Raw genomic sequence first — 13,936 nt, forward strand, 5'->3', positions numbered from 1 at the left:
TTATTATAGGCTATGTAATATTAAGAAAATATTAAATAGTAGAGTCCCGTAAAAAGCTTAGGGCTATGCCAAAATGCTTGTGGTAAGCGCGTTGAGTTGTTTTGTATCTGGATCATGGATACTCACTGCGGCTACTGCAGGTAAATTCAGGAAATGTTCTGCCTCTTCCCATTCAATTTCAGCGGGGAATAATTTTAGATGAGGAAGGCATTTATTTAAAAGGGTACAAAAAGCCAAATCCGCTGGAAAGGGGCGAACATGTGTGTATCCAAGACTCATCACCGCCATGGCTTCTGAAATGGTAGCCACACCGGGTAGGTAATTGAATGAATAAATGTTGGCGGTTTGGGCAATTGCGGGTAGATAACCAGGGCTAGTTGCAAAATGCACACCTGCCTGATAACAATTTTCAAGTTGTTGGGTATCAATCACACCGCCAGCAGCAATTTTAAGAGATGGGTAGAGGGCAATTGCTTGAGCTAATAATTTTTGATCGGTTGAATTAATTTCAACTAAGTCAAAACCAGCTTCTTTAATTTGTTGTAATCGTTCAAACAAAAAATTGTCTACATCCAGTGATATAATTACAGATTGATTGCCTAGTAACTTATCTAAGATCATAGTGAGTCCTACGGTGATGTATATTATTTTTTAGTAAACTTTGCTTCAGATGAGCATAAAGTTTAATGTTAGAAGAGTTAGATTGTATTGGCAAGTAGATTAATGATTCTTGGTTAAAGAAATTAAGGATATTAGTGAGTTGGAAGAAATGAAAGTGTAACCCGAATATATTTTCAGGTTACATTTTTCCGAAGTATAAAACAATTAGGCAGCAGGGGCGGAGGGTGAGATGGTATCTGGCTCTTGAAATTGTTGCTCCAAGACCCCTTTTTCTGGAGTGACATTCTCCTTATAGGCTTCCTCAAATTCAGCCATATGCTTCAGGAACGTATTCATTGTGACTTCAGGCACGGGTGTTTGTTTTAACATTTCCTTTATATTATCCAGGGTAGATGGCTTATCTTTTGATTGGTTTTTTTTGGCTTCATCTGTTAAGAATTTATCGGCTTCCTCTTTCACTCGGGGATCTTGAATTTCATCGACAAATTTAAATAATTTACCCCAAGTTGTTTGGCTACCTGGCTTTTGTCCTTTACTGAGAGTTTGGACAAATGCAGCGTTAAAAATTTGTTGTGGCGTAATCTTTGGAGTTGAAGTGACTTTAGACGATTGTGTAGCTGTCGGTGTTGGTGGCAATGAAATGTTACTCGGACTTGTGATGCTGGGGCGCGGTGATTTCAAAGCTAATGGGTCATTTGGTTGTTGTTGCAAAGTTTGCTGTACATTTGCTCGGGTGGATTGCATTAACCTCGTCTGGTTTTCTAGCATGGTTTTTTGTACTTTGTTTTGTGCAAGACTCACTGCATTGAGGTCTAATGCTTTCTCATTCTCTGCAATACTTTTCGCGTTGAATTCTAATGCCTCTTTTTTGGTGTCTTTTACAACATCTCTTACGACTTGAATGTCTTTTTTCTCACGTTGGAACGCTTTTTTCGCTTCCTCTTTTTGGGTTGGGGTCATCTGATCAAAGGATTCCCCTTTTTTGATTAGAAAATAATTTCCGTCTTTATCTTTGACAATTTCTTTATTTCTAGGAATAACAAAAGCAGCATCTTTCATGCTAGAGGGTTTTCCCTGAGCATCAACGAATTGTTTTCCGCCTTCTTTTTTAGTTGCTATTATATCATTTAAGTTGGCAATTTTTGATTCTATGGCATTAAGCTGATGTCCTTTTGCATAAACTTGCTCGTCGGTTAGCTTTAATTTGGGATCCATCATGTCATCTGCGATTTGATTGGCCTCTTTTTGGAGTTTTTCAATCTCAGCTCGAATTTCTGTTTCTGATTTTTCTTCGAACTTAGGAGCATCGTCTAGACTTTTCTCCATCGCATCATATTTACTTTCAATTAATTTGCGGTCTTGCTTTAACTGATTTGAACGGTTCTCAAGTTTTTTTCGATCTTCTTCGAGTTGCTTTATCGTCTCATTATAACCTTTTATTGCTTCTTGGGTTGCTTTGTTTGGTTCAGGAGGAGCTGCTTTTTGTTGCGCTTTTTGCTCATCTTTCATTATTTTTTCTTGTTGCATTGCGATCAACTCATTTTGAGCTTTTTTAGCTTCTGCTTCATCCTCTTCCATAAGAAAATGAAAAAAGGCTCTTCTTTGTTCCGCCATCCGGATTTCTTCTTGGAGCTGTTGTTGCTGCCATTCTTCAATATCTCTCTGTAGTTCTTTTTCAGTAACAAGTCTCTCGGTTGTTGTTTCTCCGGCAGGGGTCAACAAGAAACGTCTTAGACTATCAGAGTCTTGTAGGCCGAAGAGACTTAGATTTATTGAAGAATTAGGATCATCTTCTATCTTCGCTTTATAAGCTGAAGCGAGTTTCTGATCTAGGGCTTGATATTCAACTGGTGTAAGCTCTTCTGAGAGGGATTTTGCTATCGTCATATATGTATCCTCTTACAGCATATTTTAATTATATAATATTGCTCAATAAAACACCAAAGTTTGGCTGCTTTTAAAATAGGTCTGCTACATACTATAGTTAATTGCCTCTTTTTGGGAAGAAGCTTTCGGGATACTTTGCGAATTTTTTACTGGAAATATAGAGGGATGATGAGGTATTGGGCTATGGCGGTCTTCTAACAAGTGTGCGTCACTACTGTTATCCAAAAGTGTACGTAACAAACAATGACTGCTTGAGTGCGGGATTAATTCATAACGCCGGGGATCACTTGAGTAATATTCTGCATCGTTTAAAGTCGTGTGCAATTTTAGATCTTCATGTGCAAATGCCCAATGGTATAAATGACCACGCTGACTTTCTATAAAAGATAATAATGTTTGTTTCACAGCACAGGCTTGGTTATCGATCCAGTTGCAAGCTATAGCGGTTCCTTTTGCACTGGTTGCAAACAAGACACCCAAGGATTGATCCCATATTTTACCCAGCGTACATATAATACTACCTAAAGCATAAGCAAGAATACGCGTTATAGGATTTAAAAGAGTAAGTCCTATACGAGTGGCAAGCGAAATGAAATCAAGAATAGGCAAGATAAGGAGATTTTTGACTAATTGTAACAGCGGTATGCATAGGGCACGAACACTATTAATGCAGAGATTGAAGAATTGATTATCAGAAAAATGTCCAAATGGCCAGGTAAAACCATAAAGCGGGGAAAACCTGAAATTGACTACAAAATTCTCTGAGGGTGGTCGTGTAGAAAAGAAAAGTAGTAATTCGCCTGTATCACTGATGTTACCCAGAATTGCAAGTGTTTTAGTGAATAGATTCGTAATCCCACGAAAGGGTACATGGATAAATAGGGCGCTTGCCTCAAGCAGCGGAATAGTAAGTAGCGCTAAAATAAAATCAGTGCTGGCTGCAAGAATTTGCTTGCTTAGATTTTTAAACAGCGTCCAACTTTTTCCCAAACCTTTGAGAAATCCATCATAAAATCCATAATGGTAGCCTTCAAAAAAAGGAGCAATACCAAGTTTCCCTAAGTTTACAAAAAATTTGCATAGCCATTTACAAGTCCCTAAAAACCAATCATCACCAGGGTGCATAATTGTATCATAAATAGCAGCCCCGCCTTTTCCACCTAATGCAGCATAATTGGTATAAGGAAATTCCCCCATTTCACGTCCTAGCGAGGGAATTACTTTTGTTAAACCATAACCTAAACTAAGCGCCAATGAAGCGATAATGGCAATTTCTGCTGGATCTTCTTTGAGTACATTCACCGCCTCAACAAAAAATTTATCCAGGTTGCCCCCTGCCACAACGCTTTGCCAGTAGGTTATCGATGCTGAAATCGCTTCAGAAATTGTGCCATGACTCATCCAATGAGCTAATTTTTGTGTTGGTTCAATGCCTGAGATTAAACCGTGTAAGTGTAATTTGGTTAAAATCGATTTAAGGAGTTCGGGAGCAAGTACTGCGCCACCACCGTAAGCATACGCAGCCATAGCTAAAGTACCAATCAAGGGATTCTTTTCGCTGACGTCGATAAAAAAACTGGCGATATGGCGTATTACTTCTAATGCTCGATGAAAAGGATTGTCATAAGCATGGGGGCTTGGTGGATGATTTGAGCGTGCAATGATGTAGGGACTGTCGCTAATTCGTTCTTTAATGAACTCTTCTAAGGTTTGCCCTGTAGTTAAAAGCCCTTTATTTTCTAAAGCCAAGATCAAAGAACTTCTTGCTTTAGCGCGTTTTTTTTGTTGTTTCTTCAGTTCAACGGAATCTTTAGGAGGGAGGTGTGTTTCATGGACATGATTGAAAAAATCGTCATGTAAGTCTTGAATAATAAAACGATGCATGCTTTTATAGAATTTATGGAAAAATCGAGGTATTCGCGAAATAAACGCATTAAGTTTAAGACCAACACGTTCAGGTAAATAGAGATGACGCTTACTGACTTGTCCTAAAGTATATAAATCTTGTCCATCGGGTAATGGATAGAAAAGCCCCTCATGAATAAAATAACGTAATTGCACCAATTTGTTTTCTTGTCTTATCAGGGCGAGTTGTTCATTAGCAATAATTGCCCAGCTCCCATGGGGTAACTGGTTAAGTAATTTTTTTGCTTTTTTTGTGTTATGTACAAATATTGGTTCGCTAGAACTACCTATTAGTTGGTTAATTAAGATTTTTAAATCAGGATAACCTTTTTGTGGAAAACCTTGCAGCCTGTAGTAGGGGGTTATTTGGGTTATTGTAAGACCATCCAGGCGCTTTAATACTTCGGTTTTATGTTCAGGCTTAGCATTTATTGACAAATAATTGATCCAATCATGGCCATCTCGCCATAATTTACTAAAAAAAGCTGCAAGCTGTGCGAATCGATTTGCAGGGAGATTGCTCAAATTTGCGGCATGAGGTAGCTTGTAATAGTCACAGATAACCCTTAAAGCATCATCCAAATCCTTGCTGTTATGTCCTATATGGAGTTCACTGTCCCAAACAAGGCACGGGTGTGTTGCTTCATGGTTTTTTAAGATATGGCTAAAATCCATTTGGTCTTGTCGTGACACGGAATAAACGCGGTTAAAAGAATAATTCTGCGCCGTTTTATGAGACTCATAAAAAATATCCCCTAGCGTACCTTCAGATACGAGGGGAGTTGTTGATATTAAGCGATTTTGATTTGAGCAATGCCCTATAATATCAATCACTTGTTTTTTTAGTGCCTGATGTCCCTCATGGTCCTGGCTGGTTAATTTACGCTCTTTTTTTAACAATTTTTTTAATGAATCAATGCATTCATTGGCAAGTTGCAGCTTTTGTTCTTGTGCCGGAGTTAGTGGCTGACTGTAACTTGCTGAACGTACTCGGTAGCGATGAACTTTGCTTATGATGTTAGCGACCAATGAAGAAGGGCGCTCTCCTGGAAGAAGTTGGATTAGATCTGCCTGTTGGGTGAATAACATAAGCTGCACTGTTTTTTTATCATGGTTGGCAATTAAGCGCAGTCTGTCACCTCCAGGGAGGAGGTATTCCATATTATAATGCCCGTATAGTACGGCCCCTGCTTCATGGCTGAATGGACTTCCAGTCACAGTAGGTAGTGCGTGATGGCTAAACGGGGTAATGGTTAAGGGAACGATAATTTGTGTGTGCCCTTTTGTCGTTACAAAATCAGACATCGGAACCATCCTTTGTTCACATAGTGCACAGGATACTTGGTTTTTTAATGAAATATCAAGTAGGACTGGTTACAAATCTGGAAATTTTATAGTGTCACTGATAAAATGTTTTAAAAATAAACAGGAATCTATTTTAATGACTAGTTATTGTGGTTATATTGCTTTAGTTGGTAGGCCTAATGTAGGTAAATCAACACTCCTTAATTGTATTTTGCAACAAAAAGTCAGCATTACCTCGAGAAAGCCACAAACAACCCGGCACAGTATCTTGGGGATACGTACCGAGGGTGATTATCAATTTGTTTATGTCGATACACCTGGAATCCATCAGGGAAGTAAAAAAGCAATGAATCGCATGATGAATAAAACGGCAATTAGTGTATTGCGTGATGTTGATGTGATTGCTTTTTTAGTCGATGGAACTCATTGGCAAGAAGAAGATGAATACGTTTTAAGTTTGGTCAAACAGGCTAAAGTACCTTGTATTTTGGTGGTCAATAAAGTAGATAAAATTGATGATAAAACTCAGTTGTTGCCTTGGATAGAGGAAATGAGTCAACGACATGAGTTTGCAGCAATCATTCCTATATCTGCAAAAACAGGGGTACAAGTCGATGAGCTTCAAGATAAATTACAGAACTATCTGCCCGAGGGTCCTCATCTGTTTCCTGATGACCAATTGACTGATCGGCCTATCAAATTTTTATGTGCTGAATTATTGCGTGAAAAGATTTTCCGTTTTTGCGGACAAGAATTACCTTATTCTGTTACTGTAGACATTGAATCTTATAAAGATGAAGGTGCGCTCGTGCGTATTCATGCATTGATTCTTGTGGATAAAGACAATCATAAACGTATGATTATTGGTGATAAGGGACAAAAATTAAAGGAAATGGCTACCACTGCACGGATGGATATGGAAAAGCTATTAGGTAAAAAAGTATTCTTACAGTGCTGGTGCAAAGTAAAATCAGGCTGGTCGGATGACGAGCGTATATTAAAACAATTAGGCTATGACTAAGACGATAGAGGCTTGGGTTTTACATAAGAAATGGTCTGGAGATACGAGTGCTCAAGTTAGCTTTTTTACGCGCGAGTTAGGATTGATTCAGTGCCTTTATAAAGGGGGGCGCACACCTAAAAAACAAGCCCTTTTACAACCTTTTACGCCTTTATGGGTAAGTCTTTCGGAACGTCATGAGCGACATTATGCACAAACTGTTGAAAGTATTTTCCCAACACTTTACCTTACCGGCAGCTCGCTTTTTGCGGGCTTATATGTCAATGAAATTCTCTATTATGCACTAAGCCCTAACTATTCTGATGCAACCTTATTTGATGCCTATCTATTTACTATGAATGGCCTTGCGTCTACCAGGGAGCGATTGATGATTGAAGCCTTGTTAAGGCGTTTTGAGTGGACTTTACTTCATGCATGTGGTTATTCCTTTTCATTAACGCAAGAAGCAAGAACGGCAAATTTGATTGTTGAAGAGGTATGTTATCAATTTGTTGCGGGTGAAGGCTTTGTTGAAGACAGTAGGGGGATTCCAGGCGCGCATATTCTTGCATTGGCACAAGATAATTTAAATGAAGCTCCCTATCTCAAATCAGCAAAAATGATTATGCGACAAGCAATAGATCATCTTTTAGGTGGACGTGAGATTAAGACAAGGGCTTTGTATTTTGCAGAAGTGAAATAAATGAGTGTGAATAAAAGTGTGGTTCACGAAACGATCCGGAAAAAACGTATTTTTGTTCCAAGCTTAAATAAATAGGGTTCTTGCTCTAGGCCATGATGGACCTTATACTCTTTATTTTATTTAGTAAGGTGTTGAATGAATAAGCCAATATTATTAGGTGTCAATATTGATCATATAGCTACTGTACGTCAAGCACGCGGAACACGCTACCCTGATCCGGTTCAAGCTGCTATGGATGCAGAAGAAGCTGGTGCTGATGGCATTACTTTACATATGAGAGAAGATTTACGCCATATCCAGGCTCGCGATGTACGTTTGATTAAGCAAGTATTACAAACGCGAATGAATCTTGAATTGGCAGTAACCGACGCGATGCTCGATTTTGCAGAAGAAATTGCCCCTGAACATACCTGTTTGGTTCCAGAAAAGCGAGAAGAGATAACCACAGAAGGTGGTTTAGATGTACTCACACATCGAAAATCGGTAGAAGATGCAGTAAGACGTTTGCAGGCTCTAGGTAGTGAAGTTTCATTATTTATTGATCCAGAACGTGATCAAATTACGGCAGCAGCAGATGTTGGCGCCCCTGTGATTGAATTGCATACAGGTTGTTATGCGGATGCCGTCCATGTTGAGCAGCAACAGCGAGAATTAGAACGGATAAGACACGCTGCGGAATATGCGGCGAGCTTAAATTTGATTGTTAATGCAGGCCACGGTCTTAATTATCATAATGTGCAACCTATAGCGGCTATAAACGAATTACACGAACTTAACATTGGCCATGCGATTATTGCCCGAGCTTTATTTTGTGGTATGAAAGAGGCAGTAAGACACATGCGTCAACTCATGCAGGAAGCCAGACTTTATATCAACATCTGACGTTATTGTCATGCGCATTACTGGGGATTCAGGTGATGGTGTCCAATTGCTGGGGGAGCAACTCTCTATTAGTGCCGCATTGACTGGTCGTGGTGTGCAGACTTTACCTGATTTTCCTGCCTAAATTCGAGCCCCGGCAGGCACTGTGGCTGGGGTTTCTGGTTTTCAACTGGCAATGGCAGAGCATGCTATTTTTACAGCGGGTGAGTCGCTTGATGTAGTGGTTGCTTTAAATCCCGCTGCATTAAAAAATTCTTTGCAACATTTGAATCAAGGTGGTTTGCTGATTATCAATTAGGACAGCTATCAGGTCCTTTGTTCCAAGTGTTAGTGCTCGCAAGATGAATGCCTTAGCTTAGTAATAAATGCTCTTCATTTTGGTTTTGGTCTTTTGGATAGTTCAAACTCTGAGCATAAGGCAGTAAAATAAACTCCATGCGTCTTGCTAAAGAACCTTTAGGATTTTTCAAGGGGATTTCAGCCAAACGAACTGATAATTCCTCCATAGAGGAAATTTCTCCCTTATCGAGTGCTTTAACAATTTCATTAACATCAAACACATGATGTCTATTCCAATGAGCATGAATGACCCTACTTATCCAAGAATTACTTTTTGTATAATCATCTAAAATTGCTCTTGCTTGTTTCAATTTATCACTTATTTCATGTGTCATTTCGGAATAAGAAGCAGGAAAGCTTGCTATTTTGGGTAATGAAGTAAAGCGTTCATATTCCTTCAAAATAGTCTTTCTTTCATTCTCACAATGCATAAGCTTTTGATATATAGTCTGGAATTTTTGCGGATAGTAGTCAAAAGCTATTTCACAATCTTCTTTTTTTAACTCAGGATTAAGTTCCATCATTTCTTGAACGCTTAATTTTTTTTCATTTTCCAGTGCTCTTTTTATATCTTGGACTAGATGCTGTATACAAAGGCTATAGAATCCTGGATCTTTCGCAGCAGTCATTTCAGCCTTTATTGTTTCTGGAAAATAGCGGAAAATTTCCGATCTAATATTAGCCTCAGACTTATCTCCTAAGTTTGTCAAAGCTTTTAATATTTGAAGATGTTTTGAGAAAGATTTTTCAGGCAATGTAGCTTCTGATGGGAGTGATAGTGATACTTCCTTTTCTTTTAAAAGTTGAATGTAATCATTTGTTAATTTTCCCAAGCCAATAATTGATTGTTCTGTAATTAGTTTATTTAATACTTGAACAACTTCTTGGTAATCATTAAAGTTCTTGTCTGAATTCTCAGCATTTTTTCCTGCTGAGTGGATTAGTTCTTGAAGTTCCTTGTCTGTTTCTGATTTTTTTAATTGATAATGCTGAAGATGGTAAATTAATCGCTGTGCTGATTTAACAACTCCTAGAGGATGAATACCATATTCCTGTAAATCTTCTAAGCTAATAGAAACACTTTCCAAAGGGTCTTGATATTGCTCTGGATTGTAATCGTCATGCTGATGCAAAATCCCATGTCGTTTTTTATACGGCTTATTTGAACTGTAGGTAAATGGAGTTATAAATTCTTGTTCGCAAGGAACCTCCTTTTCGCCTCTGGAAGGGCTGCTGTATGCTAACTCTACCCCCTCATCTTGCAATGCTTTCCATATACTTAACATTAATTTCTTTAAATAAACGGGATTAGGATAAGCTTGTCCCTCATAATATTTAGGTTTTTCCTTGGATAACAAGTATTCCATATAAACACAAATTTCTTTTCCTCTTTGGTCTCTATCTCCTCCATTAAACGTAGGATCCCATGTACTTAAATTATTATTATCATCGGGTAAAAACACTTTAAATTCTGGATGAAACCGGGTTTGAAATTGCTCTATGGTGGCGAGCGCTTTTACAGCTTTTAATGCATTTTTTCGAGTAGGTTTAATACTTATTCTAAATTGCCAAGAAGGAAGTGAATTCGTTTGATCTACGATTGTGTCTGCAATCCCCCCTGGAACAGAAAACCAGGTTGATTGAATTTTGGGAGCTTGCTCTTCAACCATTTTCTGAGTAATAGTCATTTTTTCTACAAAAATGTTAAAATTGGTAAATTATAATTAATTTTGCATTATTATTCAATAAATGATCAACATGATTTATTTTTGGTTGCTGTAATGGGTTTTTAGTTATGCTATTTAAGGTACCTATATCAGCGACATGTGGTGTTCTAAGATTTTATATCTCAGCTAATTTCGAATGTCTTTTATAATTGCCAAAAAAAATCCCGGCAAAAACTAACCGGGATTCAGGTAGAGGAGAATGGATAACTAGTCACGGCCTGAAAACGCACCTAATATGTTAAGCAAGCTGACGAACAAGTTATAAATCGATACAAAAAGGCCTACTGTAGCTGAAATGTAATTGGTTTCACCTTCATGAATAATTGCACTGGTTTGCATGAGAATTAATCCTGAAGAAATAAGTACGAAAGCAGCTGAAATGGCTAATTGTAAGGCAGGGATGTGAATAAAGATTCCTGCAATCATCGCCAATAGAACGACCATCATACCAACAAAAAGAAATCCGCCCAGGAAGCTAAAATCTTTTTTCGTTGTTAATGCATAACCAGATAATGCAAAGAAAATGATACCAGTACCGCCTAAGGCCGTTGCAATTAATTGTGGACCGTTACTGAAATGGCTAATATAGGCATTGAGTACTGGACCTAAGGTATAGCCCAGGAACCCGGTAAAGGCAAAAACACTGACTAAACCCCAAACGCTGTTTCTTAAAGCTTGAGTCAAAAACATTAAACCATAAACACCAACTATCATGAGAAGAGGGTTCATGGGACGTGCGCCGCTTGTAAGAGATAAAACTGCCATAAACGCACTGAACAAAAATGTCAGACCTAATAACAGGTAGGTATTACGCAGTACCTTATTACTCGAAAGCACTGACTCATTACGTCGTGTAAGGATGGTGACATCATTTCGATTCATTGTTTGGAGCTCCTCTATGTTTATATTTAGTCTAGCATATCTATGGGTTAGTTTCCTATATTTCAAGTTTTAAAACAAAGTATTTTTGTTTTGAGGTTCTATAGTACTATAGTAGTATTGTAAACCTGTTGCAGCGCTGTTCCCAGTTATTCCTCCTTACACTCGGGATGAGGGACAATTCACTGTACCAGGCTACTTTGGATACATGTTTCGACCGTTTTTAAGTCAAATTTTAGGATTTATTATGGCACGGGCAGCATTAGTACAAATGGTTTCCTCAGCACACGTTGCTGAGAATTTACAACAAGTGGAACAACTCATTAAGCAAGCCTGTGAGGAACAGGCAGAACTGGTGCTTTTACCTGAAAATTTTGCATTTATGGGGCTTCATGAAACCGATAAATTGCAGATTGGTGAAGTTTTTGGTGTAGGTCCAATACAAGAAAAAATCAGTCAACTGGCAAAAGAATTTGGTTTGTGGATTGTTGCTGGAACTATCCCTCTTAAAAGTATGGGTTCTAAAGTACGTGCCAGTTGTTTGGTTTATGACGCCCAAGGTAAGTGCGCTGCGCGTTACGATAAAATTCATTTATTCGATGTAAGTGTCTCAGCGGGAGAGGCATATAAAGAATCGATGTCTATTGAGCGCGGGCATGATTTGGCTCTGGTAGATACCCCGATTGGAAAAATTGGATTGACGGTTTGTTATGATTTACGTTTTCCAGAACTTTACCAACTCCTGATGTTGAAAGGAGCCCAATTGTTTACCGTTCCTTCTGCATTTACAGCCGTAACAGGCCTTGCTCATTGGGAAGTATTGTTGCGAGCCCGAGCGATTGAAAATCTTTGTTATGTTTTAGCAGCCAATCAAGGGGGGCGGCATGAAAATGGGCGTACCACTTTTGGTCATAGTATGGTTGTGGATCCTTGGGGAAAAGTCCTGGCACAGAAAGAAATCGGTGTGGGTGTAGTGACGGCAGAGATCGATTTACAAAATCAGCAGGAATTACGTCGAAATTTCCCCTGTTTGGAACACCATGTATTAAACTTATAATAGAGTTTACTCTCAATGAATAACAGTTTTATTAAAAAGGTAATGATTAAATGACAGAAGCCCTGAATACAGCAAAAAAAATTTTACTAGCTCCTGCATCATTAGATGAGACGGGTATAGAAAAATTATTTAGAACCATGATGAGCCATCATATTGATGATGCGGATCTCTATTTCCAAAGTTGCAGCTATGAATCCTGGTACTTAGAAGATTCTGTGGTCAAAAGCGGTAGTTTTTCTTTGGATAGAGGGGTAGGTATTCGAGCGGTTAGTGGTGATAAAACAGGTTTTGCCTATTGTGATGATATTTTGTTTCCTTCCATGTTGCGTGCAGCTGATGCGGCTCGTTCCATTGCCCTCACTGGGTCCAAACCAGTTCAATCCATTCAAGTTCAAAGTGCTGCAATAAGTCGCTATCAAGGATTAAATCCTATTGAGGGGATGAGCAAACAAGAGAAAATTGCTTTATTAGAGGCGATTGATAAAGAAGCTCGCCGTATTGATCCGCGTGTAATTCAGGTAAATGCTTCATTAAGTGGTTGCTACGAAGTCGTGATGGTAGCTGGAATGCATGGACAAATGATTGCAGACGTTAGACCTTTGGTCAGTATCAACGTGAGCGTTATTGTAGAAGACAAGCATGGAAAACGGGAGTCTGCTCGTTCTGGAGGCGGTGGTCGAGTGCCTTATTCCTACTTTCACGAAAAAGACAATGCTTTAAGTTATGCACGTGAAGCTGTGCGCGAAGCATTGATTAATTTAGAGGCACAACCTGCACCTGCAGGAACAATGCCTGTCGTTTTGGGACCAGGTTGGCCGGGAGTTTTATTGCATGAAGCAGTAGGGCATGGTTTGGAAGGTGATTTTAATCGCAAGGGATTATCTGCTTTCTCGGGGCGTATTGGCCAACAAGTGGCCGCACCTGGTGTTACGGTAGTTGATGACGGTACTTTGAAAGACAGACGCGGTTCCATCACTATTGATGATGAAGGAACTCCATCCCAATGCACTACATTGATTGATAATGGCGTTTTGGTGAATTACATGCAAGATAAGTTGAATGCCAAATTGATGGGCATGCAATCCACCGGCAATTGCCGACGTGAATCCTATGCGCATGTACCCATGCCCAGAATGACTAATACCTACATGTTGGCAGGGCAACATGATCCCGAAGAAATTATTCGTTCGGTACAGCGTGGCTTATATGCGGTGAATTTTGGAGGTGGACAAGTTGATATTACTTCAGGTCAATTTGTATTCTCTGCAAGTGAAGCTTATCTTATTGAGAATGGGAAGATTACTGCACCAGTCAAGGGAGCAACCTTAATTGGCAATGGACCTGACGTGATGAAAAAAATCAGTATGATTGGAAATGATCTGGGATTAGATCGTGGAATTGGCGTTTGCGGTAAAGAAGGACAATCCGTTCCTGTTGGTGTGGGTCAACCTACTCTAAAAATAGATGCTTTGACCGTGGGTGGGACTAGTTAAAATCGATAGTATGCAGGGCTTTTAACCTGGTTTTAATTTTTTTACTCTTGTGAGCATTCTAATTGAGAGCAGTTTGCTATTTCGCGTTCATAGTAGTAGCATCCGATGACAATATATTCCATGTCGCGAATATATAAA

General features: G+C 39.0%; 10 protein-coding genes and 1 pseudogene. 6 read left to right on the forward strand and 5 right to left on the reverse strand.

Translation table 11 applies throughout. The features are described 5' to 3' along the window. Positions 1 to 63 precede the first annotated feature (63 nt). The 3 genes from ACF8MK_RS11890 to ACF8MK_RS11900 all read right to left on the reverse strand — a co-directional run bounded on the left by ACF8MK_RS11890 (position 64) and on the right by ACF8MK_RS11900 (position 5,718). Complete coding sequence (locus ACF8MK_RS11890) at positions 64 to 621, reverse strand: bifunctional 4-hydroxy-2-oxoglutarate aldolase/2-dehydro-3-deoxy-phosphogluconate aldolase (protein ID WP_392536838.1); 558 nt, start codon at positions 619 to 621, stop codon at positions 64 to 66. A 204-nt stretch (positions 622 to 825) separates the two neighbouring features. Further along, positions 826 to 2,508, reverse strand: a complete 1,683-nt coding sequence (locus ACF8MK_RS11895; protein WP_392536839.1) for a coiled coil protein — start codon at positions 2,506 to 2,508, stop codon at positions 826 to 828. An 84-nt stretch (positions 2,509 to 2,592) separates the two neighbouring features. Then, positions 2,593 to 5,718: a hypothetical protein gene (locus ACF8MK_RS11900; RefSeq protein ID WP_392536840.1), complete on the reverse strand. Its 3,126-nt coding sequence runs from the start codon at positions 5,716 to 5,718 to the stop codon at positions 2,593 to 2,595. 136 nt (positions 5,719 to 5,854) lie between these two features. On the opposite strand from ACF8MK_RS11900, the gene era reads away from it, so the two are divergent. From era to ACF8MK_RS11920, 4 genes and pseudogenes are all read left to right on the forward strand, one after another. Further along, positions 5,855 to 6,739 (forward strand): GTPase Era, encoded by an 885-nt coding sequence (gene era, locus ACF8MK_RS11905; protein ID WP_392536841.1) that lies wholly within the window; start codon positions 5,855 to 5,857, stop codon positions 6,737 to 6,739. Beyond that, positions 6,732 to 7,421 carry a DNA repair protein RecO gene (gene recO / locus ACF8MK_RS11910; protein WP_392536842.1) on the forward strand — a complete coding sequence of 230 codons (690 nt, stop codon included), beginning with the start codon at positions 6,732 to 6,734 and terminating at the stop codon, positions 7,419 to 7,421. Before era ends, recO begins: the two co-directional genes overlap by 8 nt. 135 nt (positions 7,422 to 7,556) lie before the next feature. Beyond that, positions 7,557 to 8,303, forward strand: a complete 747-nt coding sequence (gene pdxJ, locus ACF8MK_RS11915; protein WP_392536843.1) for a pyridoxine 5'-phosphate synthase — start codon at positions 7,557 to 7,559, stop codon at positions 8,301 to 8,303. Next, positions 8,290 to 8,598, forward strand: a pseudogene (locus ACF8MK_RS11920) (2-oxoacid:acceptor oxidoreductase family protein); the annotation flags it as partial. The gene pdxJ and the pseudogene ACF8MK_RS11920, both read left to right, overlap by 14 nt. A 55-nt stretch (positions 8,599 to 8,653) precedes the next feature. On the opposite strand, the gene ACF8MK_RS11925 reads toward ACF8MK_RS11920, so the two are convergent. Both ACF8MK_RS11925 and ACF8MK_RS11930 read right to left on the reverse strand, forming a co-directional pair. Further along, positions 8,654 to 10,312 carry a DUF5617 domain-containing protein gene (locus tag ACF8MK_RS11925; RefSeq protein ID WP_392536844.1) on the reverse strand — a complete coding sequence of 553 codons (1,659 nt, stop codon included), beginning with the start codon at positions 10,310 to 10,312 and terminating at the stop codon, positions 8,654 to 8,656. A gap of 264 nt (positions 10,313 to 10,576) precedes the next feature. Continuing rightward, positions 10,577 to 11,251 carry a Bax inhibitor-1/YccA family protein gene (locus ACF8MK_RS11930; RefSeq protein WP_392536845.1) on the reverse strand — a complete coding sequence of 225 codons (675 nt, stop codon included), beginning with the start codon at positions 11,249 to 11,251 and terminating at the stop codon, positions 10,577 to 10,579. Positions 11,252 to 11,495: 244 nt separating this feature from the next. On the opposite strand from ACF8MK_RS11930, the gene ACF8MK_RS11935 reads away from it, so the two are divergent. Continuing rightward, positions 11,496 to 12,305, forward strand: coding sequence for a carbon-nitrogen hydrolase family protein (locus ACF8MK_RS11935; protein ID WP_392536846.1), 810 nt, complete (start codon positions 11,496 to 11,498; stop codon positions 12,303 to 12,305). Positions 12,306 to 12,355: 50 nt separating this feature from the next. Then, positions 12,356 to 13,798: a metalloprotease TldD gene (gene tldD, locus ACF8MK_RS11940; protein WP_028380166.1), complete on the forward strand. Its 1,443-nt coding sequence runs from the start codon at positions 12,356 to 12,358 to the stop codon at positions 13,796 to 13,798. Positions 13,799 to 13,936 lie beyond the last annotated feature (138 nt).

Source organism: Legionella sp. 227 (genome assembly GCF_043161935.1).
GTDB classification, from domain to species: Bacteria; Pseudomonadota; Gammaproteobacteria; order Legionellales; family Legionellaceae; genus Legionella; species Legionella sheltonii.